The organism is Acinetobacter sp. ANC 3903 (assembly GCF_002135315.1).
Classification (GTDB): Bacteria; Pseudomonadota; Gammaproteobacteria; order Pseudomonadales; family Moraxellaceae; genus Acinetobacter.
Genome location: NZ_NEGA01000011.1, coordinates 98873 through 117451, shown reverse-complemented (window position 1 = coordinate 117451; position 18579 = coordinate 98873). Strand labels below are relative to the sequence as shown.

The window sequence follows — 18579 nt, the reverse complement described above, 5'->3', positions numbered from 1 at the left end:
AGATTAAAAGTACAAGGTACTGATTTAATTACCTATCACCGAAAGAATATGAAATCTGTGCAACTCTCAATATCAGATGAATATCACTTAAAGCAGCGTAATAAAATAGAGACTTTATTCAGCCTGTTAAAAGGGAAATATCATTTGGTGACGAGTAAAGCGAGAAGCATTGAAGGGTACTTAGCTGGAATTTATGCATCTTTATGTGCTTACCAGTTATGCCATCAAAACAAGCCAGCTATTCGAGTAATGGAATTATCGGCTTAAGCAGGATTCAGGTTAATAATAGGATTTAATATCTAAAAATCGGATTGCATTATAGCTATTTTTATAATTATCTACTTTAAATAACCAAGAGTAAAAAACAGGTATAAAATTATTATATCTAATAGCTCATCATTAATAGATAGAATTTTAATTTAATGAACATTCACCTTATATATTTTATAAATATTTACATGAATTATTTTGTCTAAAAAAGTAGATCGATTTATAATGTTATGAGGATTAAATATTACATACTGTATTAAAGTAAGTACGATAGATTACGGTTGGGAAAAGCTTCGAATTAAATAAAAACAAATATAAAAAAATAAATTTTTCTAACCATTTTTTATAAAAATTATTTATATATGCTTAATTTTTCTTTAAATATTTATTTTTAAATTAATTTATTTATTACTAGGAGTCTGGAGTAGATATTTTTATGCCTAAAGGGAAGTGGTGATGTATGAAAGATAAAGAAAAAATGACGACAAATTCACATATTTGCTAAATAATTAGCATTAATTTATAAACTTTTGTAAATTAAGTAACTTTATTTATTTTCTGTGTAAAGAAATGTATTTAAAAAAATACAATAAAATTAATAACTTAAAAAATTAACGTGTGCTTTTGAATTTTTATTCTACATAATTGGAAACATTTAAAAATTGTATCATTTTATTTTACGTTATAAGCCTTTATAAATATAGTGATAAGCTTAGATAGTGAATTAAAAAACAACAAAAGAAAAATATATTGTGAATAATAAAGCTTTTGTATTTTTTTGAATTAAAGATAATAAGATAGGTCAACGGTTACGTAATCTTACTCATAATAAAAAGAGTTGCAGCGTAATCGTTAAAATAACTACATATACATATTCTTTTATAAAAAAAGAAATGGAGAAAATCATGAATAAAATGACACAAGCTGCATTAGCGGCATTCGTACTTGGCGTTTGTGCAACAGGCGTTTATGCAGAAGATGATTTGGCACGAGGTATACCAACTCCACCCCCTCCATCAGGTTGTGATACAGATTGTAGTGGAAAAATTGATATTAAACTTAAAGTTGAACCACATTGTGAACTACAAGTACTTACTCCTACCTTAACTTTACAAGATAAAGTGGGTGGCGACACTGCAACAGGTAGTTTCCGTGTGGGGGCAAATGCACTGTTTAAAATTGGTTTAACAACTGCAAATGGTTCTAATCTTAAAATGGGCAGTAATACAATTCCTATTTCAATTACCACTAAACGTAATGGCACAACAACTATTCCTTTGAATGCTACAACAGGATCTCAACCATTTACACCAGGTGGTTGGACCCCATATGATGTAACTGTTGTAAGTCCGCAAGTTGGGGTATCTAAACCAGTAGGTACTTATAGTGAAGAATTACGAATTGCTGTTTCATTCTAATTTTTAATTAGAATCAAAGAAGTTAGGGTTACTTTTTAGTGATCCTAATTTCCCTATAAAAATATCAAGATTTCAAAATAAAAAATTAATTGGTAGGGGAAGAATGAATAAGTTATTTTCGATGTTCGCTATTTCTATAGTATTGGCATGTTCACAGACAATTTATGCAGGACTAAAAATTACGCCTATTCAGCTGTATATTTCGGATATTAAAAAACAGCGTAGTGCTACCGTTACATTGGATTATAACGAATCTGATCAACCTAAAATATTTGAAGTTTCTGCCGTGAAATGGGCGCAAAATGCAGAAGGGGAGGATGTTTTGGAACCTGATACTTCTGTGGTGATCAATCCTAAAAACTTTGTATTACAGCCCAATAGTAAGCAGATTGTTCGGGTGGGTTTTACTCAAATGCAACCCCAAAAAAAAGAAGAAACTTGGCGAATCATTTTTAATGAAATTGCCCCAACTGTAAAAGAATCTAAGGTCAATTTCCTATTTAATATTTCTATGCCCCTCTTCGTTGGGATACAAGAAAAGGTTAAGCTAAACTTTAATCCAATATACAACGGATCACAGCTTTCATTAAATGTGAAAAATGATACCAATACGCATGTCCAAATTAAAAAAATAACCATTCTCGACGACAATAAAAAAGAAATTGCAGTTACGACAGACATGAAATATTTACTTAATAATCAGCAACAAAATTTTAATTTTGGTGAGATTAAGTTGGGGGATTTTCATAAATATAAATTAATCATTGAAACAGATAGAAGTGAATTGCCGATGGAATTTAATTTGTCAGGGTGATGGATTATGCAAAAAATTATATTGTTTTTGCCATGCATATTTTTAAATATAGTGCTACCTGTTCAACAGGTAAATGCGGAGGAGAACAATGTTGTCTTTAGTAGTGTCTGGTTAAATGGTATAGATAAAAATTTAGAAACACTTATATTTGAAGAAGATAAAAAAATATACATAGAGTGCCAAGCTTTAAATACTTTGGAATTGAGGGGGGGATTTTTTCCTAAACATCCAATAAAACAAGATTTTTGTTTAATTTCAATGAATCCAGTTCTTGCTGAAATAGATCCACATGTACAGTCTGTGAAAATAACGGTACCCGCTGAATACTTTCAGGTCAAAAAAATAAACCAAGAACAATTAATTATGCCTGACAGGGCGGCTTTTGGTGCGTTTCTAAATTATGATCTGTTTTATGGGCAGACTTCACAAGATAAAAATTTTAATTCATTAGCAGAATTAGGTGTGTTTAAAGATTATTGGCTGTTTCAAAATTCCATACTTGTACGAGGCTTAGATGAGAATAAAGAAGAACCAGCTCTTGCACTAGAAGAAGTAAAGGAAGAAAAAGTAGTTCGTCTAAGATCAGCTTTTGATCTGGATTTTCCTGATAAGTTTTTAAGTTTAACAATTGGTGATACCACCACTATATCCAACCCTTTTGTTAATTCAGTACGTTATGGGGGGGTAAGTTTTGGCACAAATTTTACAGCTCGGCCTGATTATATTTATTGGAATATGCCGACTTTAAAAGGAAGTGCTGTTTTACCCTCAACAGTTGATTTGTATATTAATGGTGTAAGTATTTCTCAACAGAGAATTACTCCGGGGAGTTATACTTTACAACCTGGAGCATTGATTCAGCAATCTGGAGATGCTCAGGTCATTGTTGAAGATATTTTGGGGAATAAAACTGTTCAAAGTTTTCCTGTATATATAAATAACAAATTGCTTAAACCTAAGTTAAATGAATATAATATTTCGTTAGGTAAAATTAGATATAATTATGATCTCCAAAGTAATGATTATAGGGAATTTTTTTCTAATGTTTATTTTAGACGAGGTATAGGTAACTTAACGACATTGGGCTTGAATGCTGCATATAGTGAAAAAGTAAAAAACTTAGGTTTATTATGGACTCAAGCAATTAGCAAATATGCATTATTAGATACATTTATTGCAGGAAGTGATAGTAATAATGGGTCTGGTTATTCAGTTGGTGGTTCGATTAGTCGAAACCTAAATAATATTTATTTAGGTTTTAGTGGGCAGTATTCTACTAATAATTATAAAACTTTGGGTTATGATAATGAAGTTCTTATTCCAAAATATGATTATATTTTTTATTTTAGTATGTATGATTTACCAATAATAAATAATTTTAATTTAAATTATTTGGAACGAAGTTATTATGAAGGTAATAATTTTAACATTTCAGATAGTCGTATATTAAATATTGGTATTTCTAGAATGCTACACCCAAATCTTTCATTAAGTGTTTCATGTTTTAAAGAATTTAAAGGTGAACAAGATTCTGGTGGATATTTATCTTTAAATTATAGTCTAGGGAATAATAAGAATGCTTATTTTTCACACTCAACTGATAATGAAACAAGGGTACAATTTGTTAAAGCATCACCAGCACAAACTGGATTTGATTATGTTTTGGGTGCAAATCAGCGTCGTGGAAATTTAGCTTATCAAGCTTCTGGTTTATTAAAATCAAGTGTCGGCGATTTACGTGTTCAATTGGATCAATCTGATGAGTATGAAAACAATCAGGTGATTTATCGTGGGGCTATTGTTTGGTTAGGCGGGAAAGTGGCATTAACAAAATCTGTAGATAATGCATTTGCTTTAGTTAAAGTTGAGGATTCTCCAGAGATTGATGTTACAAGGTCATTATCGCCTGTAGGCAGCACCAATAAAAATGGTTATTTGTTTGTACATAATATTATTCCTTATATTCCTTATGATATTTCATTCGATCAAAATCAGTTAGCAATTGAAGATGCGTTTGATTATTCGAGTCAAAAAATGATTGGCTTAAATCAACGAGGTTATATTCTAAATTTTCCTGTATATCACACCCAACAAGTGGTTTTGCGTTTATTAGATAAAAGCAATCAACTTATGCCTCGTACAAGCGAAGTTTATATCAATGATGAAGACAGTCAGTACTTCCCAGTAGATGCTCAGGGTAGAGTGTATTTATATGGATTAAAACCGAATAAATATAGGTTGTTAGCTAAAATCAAAGGCGGCCAGACATGTCAGGGTGTTTTTGAAGTGTCAAATCAAAACCAAAAAGCGGTAGAGCAGTCCATTATGGATGTAATTTGTCGCTAGAGAGGGTATTACAATGAAAAAAATTATAATAGTGACTTTATTGTATGCAAATAGTGCTTTAGTGAATGCGGGACAATGTTATTTAAATGCTATATCTGAACCCGTAATGCATTTGGCAGATTATTATCATAGTTTTGCTGCAACTTCTTTTAGAGTTTTTTGCGACCAATCTTATGCAATCAAATTTAGCAGTCAAAATTTGCGTAGTTCAGATGGTTCAAGTTATGTATCGAATGGTGCTTATCGCTTAAAAACTAGAATGAGTATTTCTGGTCCGGTAAGAAATCAATGGAATGTTCCTCTGTCCCAATCTAAAAATTCAAAAGATAGTAAATATGTCATTGCGGTGCGATTGGAAGAACAGCCTTCTATACGTACCCCAGTTGGTATATATAGCGATGTAATATACGTAAACCTATCATTTTAATTATACTTTGTATGCCAGTGGAAGCTTGTCTGTAATTAAAAATAGAACTAAAAAGAGCTGCTTAAAATAGTTGGATTTAGAGGTGGTGGTCTGTCTTTAATGGATTGTTAGGGTACACATTGTTTCAATAAACGGTCATCTAAAGATCATCAAACTGAAAGAAATAACGTCTATGCTAAATCTAAAATAACGATATAGGTGTTGTATGGCGACTTTATATGCGACCAGCCTGCTAAAACAACAAAATTTTCCAGAAAATTTCCAATTTTATTTTAAAAAAAATAAGCAAGATCGCATTTGTAATGATGTCGCGATACTCAATGATTTAATTCGCCCGCGGCTGAAAATTGCGATTGTGACAGAAACCTGGCCGCCAGAAATTAATGGGGTAGCACTTTCCTTATTACAGTTGTGTAAGGGGTTACAAAAGCAAGGACATAAAATTTTACTGATTCGACCAGAACAAAAGCTGACTTGTAGTGAATTTTTGCCTAACCGGGAGTGTTTAGTCAAAGCTCAAGCTATTCCCCGATATCCAAGTCTGCAATTTGGCTGGCCACAGTTTTTAAAAGTCGCCAATGCATTGGATCAATTTGCACCTAATGTGGTGCATATTGTTACAGAAGGTCCTTTGGGTTTAAGTGTTTTACAGACTGCAAAAACTAAGGGAATACCTGTTTCAAGTGGTTTTCATTCACCTTTTCAAGAATTTAGTCGCTACTTCGATTTGGCCTTTTTAATTAAGCCAATTCAGCGTTATTTACGTTGGTTTCATAACAATACACAACTGACCTGTATTCCCAGTAAAGATACGGAATATATTTTAAGAGAATTTGGCATTGATTGCCCTTTGGAGGTGGTGGGTCGTGGTGTAGATGTGATGTGTTTTTCTCCACACCATTACTCAGAGGTTTTGCGCCAACAATGGCAGGCCACATCTAGCACTCAGGTCTTGCTGTATGTGGGACGGTTATCTCCTGAAAAGGAAATTGAAGTTCTGATTCAAGCCTATATCGCAATGAAGAAAAATACCCAGCAGGATATCAAGCTGGTTATTGTAGGTGAGGGACCAGATCGTGCGCGATTAGAGCTGCTGTGCCAAAGTCATGATGTTATTTTTACCGGAAATCTATCGGGTTTAAAATTGGCTCAAGCCTATGCAAGTGCAAATGCTTTTGTGTTTGCCAGTCAGGTTGAAACCTTTGGTAATGTGGTGCTGGAGGCAATGGCCAGTGGTTTGCCCGTCATTGCCTATAATTATGCCAGTGCACATTTGCATGTCAAACATGGTGAGACAGGCTGGTTAAGCTCATTGGGAGATGTAACAGGTTTTATTCAGTCAATTTATCAGTTGCCGAGTAACAAGCAATTGAAATATATGGGGCTAGACGCCCGAAAAGCTGTGCAGCATATAGGCTGGCAATACCCGGTACAACAGTTTGAGCAAGCATTGTATCGGGTAGCAATGGAGATGGAAATGACATCCTAAATTTTAAGCAGCAGCTTAAAGGAGCATCATCATGGATTTTAAAAAAGCAAAAATAACGATGTTGGATCTGGATTTAAAAGGTTGTTTGTATCTGAATCATTTTTCACATTCACAAGCCGTGGCCTACTTTTTTAAAATGATCAGCCGTTTCGGCAACGGTTTATTCTGGTTGATTATGCTGGCCAGCCTGTGGATGTTGGAAGGGGTATTTTATCTGGTGCAGTTAGTGTATCTGCTGCTTAGTGGATCTGTAGGCACGCTCATTTATAAAATCTTAAAGCAAAAAACCGTACGCCCTCGACCTTATCAGGTTCATCAGGTGATTCGAATGCAAGAACAACCGCTGGACCATTTTAGTTTTCCCTCTGGTCATACCTTGCATGCCGTCATGGCTAGTGCTGTTCTGGGCCATATTCAGCCAATGCTACTGATTCTGATGCTGCCTTTTACCATTTTGGTGGCGATTTCACGGATGGTATTGGGATTACATTATCCTAGTGATGTCGTGGTGGGTGCATTGATTGGTGCAGTGGTTGCCAGTGGAATTATTGTGAGTGCGCCTTTTTTTAATATCATGTTATAAAAATGCGTGCCGATAAATCAGGAAATTCACGCGGTTTTTCTAAAATTTGCTAAAGTACCGCAACTGATTTGAACATATTGGGAATAGCTATGGGTTTGCGTTGGACAGATACTATTGATATTGCGATTGAGCTTTCTGAAGCACATCCAGATGTGGATCCACAATGGATTCGTTTTACCGATTTACATGCCTGGGTTTGTGCGTTACCAGACTTTAGTGATGATCCGACTAAATCTACCGAGGGTTTGCTGGAAGGGATTCAAATGGCCTGGATTGACGAAGCACGTTAAGCACTCATCTTAAAAAAGTATTTTTTTACAGATGAAAAGCAGAAAAATACACATTATCTCGGTATAATGCGGCAAATTTTCATGTCAACAATTGACTTAAGGAGCCTATCATGGCTATCGAACGTACTTTATCTATCGTAAAACCAGACGCAGTTGCTAAAAACCACATCGGCGACATCTTTGCTCGTTTCGAAAAAGCTGGTCTTAAAATCGTTGCAACTAAAATGAAACACTTGACTCAAGCTGAAGCTGAAGGCTTCTATGCTGAGCACAAAGAACGTGGTTTCTTTGCTGACCTAGTTGCATTCATGACTTCTGGTCCAGTTGTTGTTTCAGTTCTTGAAGGCGAAAACGCAGTTCTTGCTCACCGTGACATCCTTGGCGCGACTAACCCTAAAGAAGCTGCTCCTGGTACTATCCGTGCAGATTTCGCTGTAAGCATCGACGAAAACGCTGCTCACGGTTCTGACTCTGTAGCATCTGCTGACCGTGAAGTTAACTACTTCTTCGCTCAAACTGAGATTGCTCCACGTACTCGTTAATTCGCAGTATTCAAGCCAGATAAGTGTTATTATACTTATCTGGTTTTTTTATTCCCTGAATAATTCTTTGCTCACATATTGAGCTTCTCCTTTCATCTTTAGACATGGTTTAGGTAATACACATGAGTACTGAAGCAGTCGCTGTATCAGCAGTTTCTGAGGCACAGCAACACACTCCATCCGCTCCAGCACAGCAAAAGGCTGTCGAGAAAGTGAACTTACTTGGCATGTCGCGTCCGCAAATGGAAAAATTCTTCGAAGATATGGGGGAGAAGAAGTTTCGTGCAGGGCAAGTGATGAAATGGATTCACCAATTTTTCGTGACTGATTTTGCCGAGATGACCAATATCTCGGGCAAACTGCGTGAAAAACTGGAAAAAATTTGTGAAATTAAAGCGCCCGAAGTGGTGCATAAAAATTATTCTAAAGATGGTACCCGTAAATGGGTATTCCGTGTTGGCGATGGTGATGGCTCATTAGTCGAAACCGTGTTGATTCCTGCTGAACACCGTAGCGGCTTACGTAGAACCTTGTGTATTTCTTCACAAGTCGGTTGTGCACTGGACTGTTCATTCTGTTCAACCGGTAAACAAGGTTTTCAGCGCGATTTAAGCCAGGCTGAAATTATTGGTCAGTTGTGGATGGCGAACTATTCCTATATGGAAGATGTGCCAGTGGCAGATCGTGAACGTTCAGTCACTAACGTCGTGATGATGGGCATGGGTGAACCGCTGTTAAACTATGATGCAGTGTTAAATTCAATGCGCATTATGCTGGATGACTTTGCATACGGCATGTCGAAACGTCGTGTGACTTTGTCGACTTCAGGTGTGGTACCGAAAATCGATCAAATGGTGAAAGACATTGATGTTGCTTTGGCGATTTCATTGCATGCGCCAAACGATGAGCTGCGCAACGAACTTGTGCCAATCAATAAAAAATATCCGTTAGAACAATTGATTGCGGCGTGTCAGCGTTATATCGCCAAAGACGGTAACGAAAGTTCGCGTAAGCATGTGACTATTGAATATGTAATGTTAGATGGGGTGAATGATCATCCTGAACATGCACAACAAATGATTAAGCTGCTTAAAAACTTGCCTAGCAAAATCAATTTGATTCCATTTAACCCGTTCCCGCATGCGCCATACGGGCGTTCAAGTCGTAACCGGATTATTTCTTTCCAAAAAACTTTGTCTGATGCTGGTTTTGTGTGTACGATTCGTCAGACACGTGGCGATGATATTGATGCTGCGTGCGGACAGTTAGTGGGTCAAGTTGCTGACCGTACCCGTCGTGCGGAACAGTGGAAAAAGAAAGTCGCGCAGCAAAATGAGATTCTGCGCACTCAAGGATAATAAAAGGGGATGCCAATTGAGAAAGCCCGCATATAAATTAGCTTTTATTACAACAATTTGTATGTCTGCTATTTTTGTTACTGCATGTCAAACACCAGCAACAATAGGAAAAAAAGATCCTGAAAAGGCAGTGAAAGTTCGCACTCAATTGGCGGCAGAATATATTAAATCGGGTGACCTGGATTCAGCAAAACGTGCTTTGGATCAGGCACTTGAAGTGGATTCTCGTGATTCAACGGCAAATATGATGATGGGCGTTTTACTGCAGCAAGAAGGCAGTAAAATCAGCATGGATAAGGCTGAATCATATTTTAAACGGGCGATTTCTGCCGACCCGAAAAATGCACAAGCGCGTAACAACTACGGTACTTATTTGTATCAAATTGAGCGTTATAATGATGCGCTTCAACAGCTCAATGTGGCAGGCGCTACATTAGGCTATGATCAACGCTACAGAGCATTGGAAAATGCAGGACGAATTTACTTAAAACTCGGTGATGTTTCGAATGCTGAAAAAACATTCAAACAGGCCCTGCAAGTCAATCGTGACTCTTATGTTTCAATGTTAGAGTTGTCAGAAATTTTTTATGCAAAACAGCAGACCGCCGCTGCAACACAATTGTATGAACAGTTTGTGCGTAGTGTCGGTCAAAAGAATCAAGGTGCACGTGCGCTTTGGATTGGTATCCGAATTGCACGGGCAAATAGTGACACAATGGGAACGCAGGTTTTAGTTAACCAGTTGCGTGCACTGTTCCCTGAAAGTCCGGAATACCAACGTTATCTGCAATTACAGTACAGTACTGAGGCCGTATGGAAGTAAATCCTAATTCACCGCAATCGAATGGTTCAAGCGTAGTACCCACTGCATTAGGAAATGTTCAGCGTCCAGGCGAGTACTTACGTCAAGTTCGAATTGCACAAAAGCGTGAATTAAGTGAAGTTGTCAAAGATTTAAACATCCCTGTAAAAACTTTGACAGCTTTAGAGCAAGATGATTATAAGGCTTTGCCAGAAGCCACCTTTATCAAGGGCTATTATCGCACCTATGCGAAATACCTGAAGGTGGATGCAAGTTCTATTATTCAACGTTTTGATGAGATCTATCAAAATGATACCGGATTGTTACCCAATCATGCCTTAAACAATTCACCGATTAAAATCATGGGCAAGCTGCCTGGTTCTAAGAGTGACCGTAACAAGAAATGGCTAAAACGCATTTTGGTGACTTTGGCGGTACTGGTTGCAATTGCTGTTGCTGTTATGGCGATACAAAACTGGTCGTCCAGCACAGAAAGTGACAGTCAGGAAGTTGCTCCAGCTGAATCTGATGTTCAGGTATTGAATCTGGATAACTCGACTGCGGTGTCGGGAGATCAGCTTGAACTTGCATTCAGTCATCCAACTTCTGTGCATATTGTTGATGCAACCGGTAAAGTGCTGGCAACTGGCCGTCAGTCATCTAACTTGAAATTGAATGGTGAAACACCGTTCCAAATTCGTCTGGATGATGCATCAGCTGTGACTTTAACCTTGAACAATGAAAATATTGCATTGTCATCTTATACCGTGAACGGAAAAGCAGATTTCCGTTTGTCACGTTAATGGGTCAAGAATAGAGCGATATCAATGATTGAAAATCCGATTAAGCGCCGTCCTACTCGTAAAATTCGTGTTGGTTCTGTGTATGTAGGTGGTGATGCACCGATCAGCATTCAAAGTATGACCAATACTGAAACCTGTGATGTGGCAGCAACTGTTGCGCAGATTCAGCGTTGTGCAGATGCTGGTGCCGATATCATGCGTGTTTCCGTTCCAAGCATGGAAGCAGCAGCAGCATTCGGCGAAATTCGCAAGCAGGTCAATGTTCCACTGGTTGCCGATATTCACTTCGACTATAAAATTGCCTTAGCCGTTGCTGACCTCGGTGCAGACTGTTTGCGTATTAACCCGGGCAATATTGGTTCCGAAGTGAAAATCCGTGAAGTGGTGGCAGCAGCAAAACATCATGATATTTCCATGCGTATCGGGGTGAATGCCGGTTCACTGGAAAAAGACATTCAGAAAAAATATGGCGAACCTACTGGTCAGGCCTTGCTTGAATCAGCAATGCGTCATATTGATATTTTAGACCGTCTGGACTTTCAGGAATTTAAAATATCGGTTAAAGCGTCGAATGTGTTTTTGACCATGGATGCCTACCGTTTATTGTCTGCGCAAATCGATAATCCCCTACATTTGGGCGTGACTGAAGCTGGTATTTACCGTACCGGTTCGGTGAAATCAGCAATTGCGCTCGGTGGTTTGCTGATGGAAGGCATTGGCGATACCATGCGTATTTCTTTGGCTGCTGAACCTGAAGAAGAAGTGAAAATTGGTTTTGATATTTTAAAATCATTGGGGCTTCGTTCGAACGGCATTAACTTCATTGCTTGCCCAAGCTGTTCACGCCAGGAATTCAACGTGATTAAAGTGATGCAGGCACTGGAAGAGCGTTTAGAAGATATTCGTACCCCCATGGATGTGTCCGTGATTGGGTGTAAAGTGAATGGTCCGGGTGAAGCCAAAGAAGCCGATATTGGCGTAGTAGGTGCAAGCCCGCGTTCACTGGTGTATCGTAATGGCGAGAAAAGCCATTTAATCGATACCAATCAATTGGTTGATGAAATCGAATCTATGGTTCGTCAACGTGTTTCCGAGCTTGAAGAAGCTAAATCCAAAGAGATTATTCGCACAGGTTTTTCTGAGTAGATCATGAGTTCAATTGTCGCAATCAAAGGTTTTAATGACATTCTTCCAACGCAAACCCCTGCATGGAGACGTCTTGAGCAACATTTAGCATCACTTATGGATGCTTATGGTTACCAGCAAATCCGTTTGCCGATGGTTGAGCAGACCAATCTGTTCAAGCGTTCAATTGGTGATGCAACCGATATCGTCGAAAAAGAAATGTACACCTTTCTGGACAAAGGTAATCCGCCTGAGTCTTTGACTTTGCGTCCTGAAGGGACAGCAGGCTGTGTACGTGCCATGCTGGAGCATAATCTGCTTCGTGGTGCCACTCCGCGCGTGTGGTATATCGGGCCGATGTTCCGTTATGAAAAACCGCAAAAAGGTCGCTACCGCCAGTTCCATCAATTTGGTGTAGAAACTTTTGGTGTGGCAACGCCAGACCAGGACGCAGAATTGATTCTGATGACTGCGCGCTTGTGGAAACGCATGGGTGTGGCCGATAAAGTGCAGCTTGAATTGAATACATTGGGTGAGTCTGACGAGCGTGCAGACTACCGTGCTGCATTGGTTGAATTTTTAGAATCACATAAAGCTGATTTAGATGAGGACTCACAGCGCCGTTTAACTACGAATCCGCTGCGTATTTTAGATTCTAAAGATGCGAAAACTCAGTCAATTTTAGAAAATGCACCGAAACTTCATGACTTTATGGGTGAAGAAACCTTGGCGCATTTTGCTCAATTGCAACAATATTTGACTGATGCCGGCATTGAGTTTGTGATTAACCAGAAACTGGTTCGCGGTCTGGACTATTACAACAAAACAGTCTTTGAATGGACCACTACACATTTAGGGTCACAAGGTACCGTGTGTGCCGGTGGCCGTTATGATGGTTTGGTTGGCCAGCTCAAAGGTAAACCTGATCAATCGGTACCCGCCGTTGGTTTTGCCATGGGTATGGAACGTCTGTTGCTTCTGCTTGAACAAGTGGAAGACAACACACCTGTTCGTGATTGTGAAATGTTCCTGGTTTCAGATCCAGCATCTCAGGCCAAGGCTTTGGTTCTTGCCGAGCAGATTCGTGACCAGCTTGAAGCAGCCAATAGCCGTATCCGTTTAAAAACCGGTTCACAAGGTTCAATGAAATCTCAGATGAAAAAAGCCGATCAGGCCGGTGCCGTTTATGCTTTAATCTTTGGTGAACGTGAGGCCGAAGCTCAGCAAATTCTGGTCAAGGAGCTGGCAACAGCAGAACAAACTGAAATTGCAGTGGCTGATTTTGTGCCATTTATCATCGAAAAATTTTCTTCAAAATAAGCCAAATAACATAAGGAAAAGCTAATCCCATGAACGCATTGAGTGATGAAGAACAACTTGATAACTTAAAATCTTTCACTAAAAAATATGGTTCTGCCATGATGAGTGGGATTTTAATTGCGTTGATTGCCTTTTTTGGCTGGGAATATTGGCAGAAGAAGAATTTGGCTGAGTCTCAAAAGCAAACAGCTAAAGTTCAACAGTTGATGGATGATGCAAAAGGTGCTTCAGGCGATGCCAATGCATTTAATGCCTTATCTGCAACTGCGGACAAAATTGTTAAGGAAGCTCCAGATTCTGTGCAGGCCATTCAAACTCAATTGTTGATGGCTAAGCTGGCTTATGACAAAGCCGATTATGCACATGCAGAACGTGCCTTGAAAAAAGTTGAAAATTCCAAACTGGATGATGCCGGTTTAGTGCAAGTAGTTAAGCTTCGTTTAGCTTATGCTCAGCTGGCACAAAAGAAATATGACGATGCAATTAAAACATTGGCTGCAGTGACCGATCCTGCCTTTAAGGCGACTGCTGATGAAGCACGTGGTGATGTCTATGTGGCTAAAAATGATATAGAAAATGCTAAAAAATCGTATATGAGCGCATGGGATGCGTTGCTTGAACGTAAGCAAGAACGTCAAATTTTACAAATTAAACTCGAAAGTGTTGGCGTTTTAGTTGATGATCCTGATGTGGAACGCCCAATTTTAGAAACACAAGTGGATGAGTCGTGATGGATAGAAAATACAAAATACCGTTTGCACTAACAATTTTAACATTTGCACTTGCCGGTTGTTCTACCAATAAAATCAAGGTGGAAGAGGTTAAACCGAATCCATTGCCTAAATTGGTGCAAGCAAAAAATCTTGTTCCTGTATTTTCTCAAAGTGTTTCTTCGACCAGTAAAGCAGACCCATTACGTCTGCGTTTAGATGCCGCTAATGGTGTAGTTTTTGCCGTCGATCCAAATGGTGAAGTGTCTGCCTATCAAGGTAAACAACGCCTATGGAAACAAAAAGTTTCTAAGCAGGGTTTAAGCGCGGGTATAGAGGCCGGTGAAGGCATTGTTGTGGTCGGCAATAAAAAAGGTCAATTGTTTGCTCTGGATCAGGCCACAGGTGAGCAAAAATGGACTGCACAGTTGTCAGGCGCCATTTTATCTGCTTCGTTAATTCAGTCCGGTCGTGTCATTACCATTAGCAATGATGATACGGTCTATGCGCATGATCTTGCTACAGGTCAGCAAGTCTGGACTTATAACCTGCCGAATGTACAGTTCAGCTTGCGTGGTGTTGCTACACCGGTGGTGCTTGATCCGCGTACTGTTCTGATTGCTTCATCCAATGCCTATGTATATGCGCTGGATATTATCAGTGGTGTGCCGCGTATGCAGCGTCGTGTTGCCGTCAGTGACGGACGTTCGGATATTCAGCGTCTGAATGATATTGATGGTGAGCCTGTCGTAGCTGGACAATTCCTGGTAACGACCAGTTTCCAGGGGCAGGTGACGGTGATGGATCTGGCTGCACAACAAATTGTGTGGAGTGAAGATGCCAGCAGTATCCAGCGTCCTGAAGTATTTAATAACACCGTTTATGTTGCTCAGGCTGATGGAAAAATAACCGCTTATGCACTGACCACAGGTCAACAATTATGGCAAAATGACAGCCTGCTAAATCGCCAACTCAGTAATCCGGTGATCTTGGGTCAGGATCTGGTGGTGGGTGATTTGGATGGCGTATTGCATTTAATTGATCCGGCAACAGGCCAGCTGATTGGTCGTTCAAAAACCAGTGGCGAAGTGCGTACCCTACGTGTGATTGATAACCAACTTTATGTAGCGACCCGTAAGGGTGCTTTAAGCATCTGGCAGAACCGTTAATTTTTTTCAGCCTTATGTTAAACTAAGCTAACCGTATTTTTTTACACGGGGGATTGAGTATTCAATGCCCCGTGTTTTATTTATTTTTGGCCCATTATTTCTTCCATTGTTTCTGCTTGTTCAGACCAGACCTACTGGCTGATCTTGAATAAAGGTTAATTTATGAAACCCGTAATTGCGCTCATTGGTCGTCCGAACGTCGGAAAATCAACGTTATTTAACCAGATTACCAAGAGCCGTGATGCGCTTGTTGCTGACTTTGCCGGTCTGACCCGTGACCGTAAGTATGGCGACGCGACTTATCAAAATAAATCATTCATCGTTGTCGATACTGGCGGTATTGGCGAAAGTGAAGGTGGGATTGACTCCTACATGGCGGAACAATCAAAAACCGCCATTCATGAAGCTGATATCATTGTTTTTGTTGTAGATGCACGTGCCGGCTTACTGGCATCGGATGAACAGATTGCACGTGACCTGCGTACTTTGGGTAAAAAAGTTTATCTTGTTGCCAACAAAGTAGATGGTGTTCACGCTGAAGCTGCACTGGTTGAGTTTTACAAACTGGGTATGGGTGAGCCGCTTCAAGTCGCTGCAAGTCACGGTCGTGGCGTTCAGCAAATGCTTGAAGAAGTATTATCTGAAGTACCTGAAGATGAAAATCCGGATGAACACGATAAAGACACAGGTTTGCGTTTAGCAATCATTGGTCGTCCTAACGTGGGTAAATCAACACTTGTAAACCGTCTTCTTGGTGAAGAACGTGTGGTTGCATTTGACCAACCGGGTACGACGCGTGACTCGGTTTATATTCCATTTGAGCGTGATGGTCGTAAATACACATTGATTGACACTGCCGGTGTTCGTCGTAAAGGTAAAGTTGATGAAATGATCGAGAAGTTCTCGATTGTGAAAACTTTACAAGCGATTAAAGATGCCAATGTCATTGTGGTTGTGGTCGATGCGCGTGATGGTATTGTTGAGCAAGATTTACATTTAATTGGCTATGCTTTAGAAGCAGGCCGTGCCATGGTGATTGCGATCAATAAATGGGACAACATGTCTGAGTATGATCGTAAGCAATGTAAGCTTGATGTCGATCGTCGTTTTGACTTTATTCCATGGGCAAAAGTACATTTAATTTCTGCGCTACATGGTACAGGTGTTGGGGATCTTTATCCTTCAATCCACCGTGCATATGATTCTTCACGTTTAAAAGTATCACCTGCAAAAATCACTCAAATCTTGAATGATGCAACCGAAGCGCATCAACCGGGTATGGTACAAGGTCGTCGTATTAAAATGCGTTATGCGCATATCGGTGGTCAAAACCCACCAACGATTGTGATCCACGGTAACAAAGTAGATAAAACTCCTGCGGATTACCGTCGTTACTTAGAAAACGTATTCCGTAAGGTTTACAAACTTGAAGGTACGCCAGTACGTATTGAGTTTAAGACTTCGGAAAACCCATTTGAAGGGCGTAAAACTCAGATTGATGAACGTACTGCAGCACGTAAGCGCCGTTATGTACAGAAATTCAAGAAAGCCGAGAAGAAATTTAAACGCGGTTAATCGCTAGGTTTAAATGATCTTGAAAAAGCCCAAAGTGATCTTTGGGCTTTTTTCTTTTAAGATGTAACTGTATTTTTGAGAGGACGATCTTAAGTGAGCAGATGGATACGGGTAGAGGTGAATGCGCTTGAGCGTATAGTGACGCTGTCTAATGAATTAGATCGTAAAGCTAAAATTCAGCTGCAAAAACAGCAAATCTATCATTACCGCAATCAATTACTCTCAGAACAGTTACAAACGTCAATTCAGCAAGAGCAGTTGGCAACGACTGAATATGGCAAACCTTATTTAATCAATTTTCCGCAATTTTATTTTAATCATAGTCATAGCCAAAAAAATTATGCCTTGGCGACCAGTAGCAATATGCCTGATCTCGGGGTGGATATTGAAGACCTGGATCGCAAGGTCAGATTTGAAGCCTTGGCGAATCATGCCTTTCATCCTCATGAATTAACATACTGGAATGAATTGGAGCAGGATGCAAATTATTGGTTTAAAGTCTGGACCACCAAAGAAGCGGTATTAAAAGCTGCCGGACTGGGAGTGCGGTTAAACTTAAATGAGCTGGATACCCATGTTCACCCGCTGCATGATGGGGGATTGTGTAGTCATCCTTTAATTGGAACCTTTGGCTATCAAAACTTTCATTTGGGCAAGGTCATGCTCACGGTTGCCTGGCGATCAGAAGCCTCCTGTAAGGGGTTTGCTTTTCCTGAAATAAAAATCTTTTTGTCATCTTAAAATATGTTTTTTTGTATAACGGAATGAAAAATAAGATATTAAGAATAAAAAATTAATCTGAATAAATGGCAGATCAACAAAGAGAAAATTTAGAACAAAAAAAACGAGTTAGGCATATCACTCGTTTTTAATGGATAAATAGTTAAGATACGACTAGAGCAGATCGTTGATGAAAGACGCAAGGATTATTGAAGGCCATCTTCGCTACGATCTACTTCAATTCGATATAATTTCGTTCCATTATTTGCATAAAGTAAGCGACCTGCACCAGGATAATAGGTTTCGATACGGAATTGATCTTTAGAAAAAGCACCTGCAACGGGTATCCAGGCTTTAGCGGTTTGATAGCTTCTTTGGTCTGTTGAAGCACCCACTAGATCTTCTACCTGACGTTGTGACATCCCAATTTTTAACTGGGAAAATTTAGAATTTTTATAATCTCCTACAATTTCACCCGTATAACTGCCCTCGACAGACACCTCTTTGGTTGCATTGCCATTCGGTGCCGAATTTATTGGGTTATTCTGAAAAGTATTTTTATCGGATGAATGTGGCATAGTCGTGCATGCCATTAAACTTAAGCTGCTGATTAAAATAAGAAGAGAATTTTTCATTATTATTGCCTTATTGAAAAGGGGGATAAAGATAATTCTAGTCAAAATAAGGCAATACCCATAGGTGTTTTTTAAGTAAAGTTTTACCAATTGTTATGGGTAAATGGTTCTTCACTATTCTGCTCCCATCCTTGCACTTTGAGTGCTGTTTCTAAAGTAGCTGAAAGAATAGAGGTTCTATTC

General features: G+C 39.1%; 19 protein-coding genes. 18 read left to right on the top strand and 1 reads right to left on the bottom strand.

Going from position 1 to position 18579, the window contains the following annotated elements; genetic code table 11:
* The 18 genes from B9T29_RS10420 to B9T29_RS10335 form a co-directional block, all read left to right on the top strand.
* Positions 1 to 267: transposase (locus B9T29_RS10420; protein WP_322853471.1), on the top strand; the 267-nt coding region annotated here is incomplete at its 5' end.
* Positions 268 to 1175: 908 nt separating this feature from the next.
* Positions 1176 to 1688, top strand: coding sequence for a hypothetical protein (locus B9T29_RS10415; RefSeq protein WP_086175864.1), 513 nt, complete (start codon positions 1176 to 1178; stop codon positions 1686 to 1688).
* Positions 1689 to 1791: 103 nt separating this feature from the next.
* Positions 1792 to 2502 carry a molecular chaperone gene (locus tag B9T29_RS10410; protein ID WP_086175863.1) on the top strand — a complete coding sequence of 237 codons (711 nt, stop codon included), beginning with the start codon at positions 1792 to 1794 and terminating at the stop codon, positions 2500 to 2502.
* A gap of 6 nt (positions 2503 to 2508) precedes the next feature.
* Positions 2509 to 4848, top strand: a complete 2340-nt coding sequence (locus B9T29_RS10405) for a fimbria/pilus outer membrane usher protein (RefSeq protein WP_086175862.1) — start codon at positions 2509 to 2511, stop codon at positions 4846 to 4848.
* 13 nt (positions 4849 to 4861) lie between these two features.
* Positions 4862 to 5275 carry a hypothetical protein gene (locus tag B9T29_RS10400; protein ID WP_086175861.1) on the top strand — a complete coding sequence of 138 codons (414 nt, stop codon included), beginning with the start codon at positions 4862 to 4864 and terminating at the stop codon, positions 5273 to 5275.
* 205 nt (positions 5276 to 5480) lie between these two features.
* The gene (locus B9T29_RS10395; RefSeq protein ID WP_086175860.1) at positions 5481 to 6764 is read left to right on the top strand and encodes a glycosyltransferase family 4 protein; all 1284 of its coding nucleotides are present in this window, start codon (positions 5481 to 5483) and stop codon (positions 6762 to 6764) included.
* 31 nt (positions 6765 to 6795) lie between these two features.
* The gene (locus B9T29_RS10390; RefSeq protein ID WP_086175859.1) at positions 6796 to 7347 is read left to right on the top strand and encodes a phosphatase PAP2 family protein; all 552 of its coding nucleotides are present in this window, start codon (positions 6796 to 6798) and stop codon (positions 7345 to 7347) included.
* Positions 7348 to 7436: 89 nt separating this feature from the next.
* Positions 7437 to 7637, top strand: coding sequence for a Fe-S cluster assembly protein IscX (gene iscX, locus B9T29_RS10385; protein ID WP_086175858.1), 201 nt, complete (start codon positions 7437 to 7439; stop codon positions 7635 to 7637).
* A 110-nt stretch (positions 7638 to 7747) separates the two neighbouring features.
* Positions 7748 to 8179 carry a nucleoside-diphosphate kinase gene (ndk, locus tag B9T29_RS10380; protein ID WP_035265623.1) on the top strand — a complete coding sequence of 144 codons (432 nt, stop codon included), beginning with the start codon at positions 7748 to 7750 and terminating at the stop codon, positions 8177 to 8179.
* A gap of 122 nt (positions 8180 to 8301) precedes the next feature.
* On the top strand, positions 8302 to 9537 hold the full coding sequence (gene rlmN / locus B9T29_RS10375) for a 23S rRNA (adenine(2503)-C(2))-methyltransferase RlmN (protein WP_086175857.1): 1236 nt from the start codon (positions 8302 to 8304) through the stop codon (positions 9535 to 9537).
* 61 nt (positions 9538 to 9598) lie between these two features.
* Positions 9599 to 10360: a type IV pilus biogenesis/stability protein PilW gene (gene pilW, locus B9T29_RS10370; protein WP_171264027.1), complete on the top strand. Its 762-nt coding sequence runs from the start codon at positions 9599 to 9601 to the stop codon at positions 10358 to 10360.
* Positions 10351 to 11142, top strand: coding sequence for a helix-turn-helix domain-containing protein (locus B9T29_RS10365; protein WP_086175855.1), 792 nt, complete (start codon positions 10351 to 10353; stop codon positions 11140 to 11142). Before pilW ends, B9T29_RS10365 begins: the two co-directional genes overlap by 10 nt.
* A gap of 24 nt (positions 11143 to 11166) precedes the next feature.
* Positions 11167 to 12288: a flavodoxin-dependent (E)-4-hydroxy-3-methylbut-2-enyl-diphosphate synthase gene (ispG, locus tag B9T29_RS10360; RefSeq protein WP_086175854.1), complete on the top strand. Its 1122-nt coding sequence runs from the start codon at positions 11167 to 11169 to the stop codon at positions 12286 to 12288.
* Between the two features lie 3 nt (positions 12289 to 12291).
* Positions 12292 to 13587 carry a histidine--tRNA ligase gene (hisS, locus tag B9T29_RS10355; RefSeq protein WP_086175853.1) on the top strand — a complete coding sequence of 432 codons (1296 nt, stop codon included), beginning with the start codon at positions 12292 to 12294 and terminating at the stop codon, positions 13585 to 13587.
* A 29-nt stretch (positions 13588 to 13616) separates the two neighbouring features.
* On the top strand, positions 13617 to 14318 hold the full coding sequence (locus tag B9T29_RS10350; RefSeq protein ID WP_086175852.1) for a YfgM family protein: 702 nt from the start codon (positions 13617 to 13619) through the stop codon (positions 14316 to 14318).
* On the top strand, positions 14318 to 15466 hold the full coding sequence (gene bamB, locus B9T29_RS10345; RefSeq protein ID WP_086175851.1) for an outer membrane protein assembly factor BamB: 1149 nt from the start codon (positions 14318 to 14320) through the stop codon (positions 15464 to 15466). Before B9T29_RS10350 ends, bamB begins: the two co-directional genes overlap by 1 nt.
* A 162-nt stretch (positions 15467 to 15628) precedes the next feature.
* Positions 15629 to 17041, top strand: a complete 1413-nt coding sequence (gene der, locus B9T29_RS10340) for a ribosome biogenesis GTPase Der (protein WP_086175850.1) — start codon at positions 15629 to 15631, stop codon at positions 17039 to 17041.
* Positions 17042 to 17134: 93 nt separating this feature from the next.
* A complete protein-coding gene (locus B9T29_RS10335; protein WP_086175849.1) occupies positions 17135 to 17782 on the top strand; it encodes a 4'-phosphopantetheinyl transferase family protein in 648 nt (215 codons plus the stop codon).
* 185 nt (positions 17783 to 17967) lie between these two features.
* Here B9T29_RS10335 and B9T29_RS10330 read toward each other — a convergent pair whose 3' ends face one another.
* Positions 17968 to 18396, bottom strand: coding sequence for a hypothetical protein (locus B9T29_RS10330; RefSeq protein WP_086175848.1), 429 nt, complete (start codon positions 18394 to 18396; stop codon positions 17968 to 17970).
* Positions 18397 to 18579: the final 183 nt, after the last annotated feature.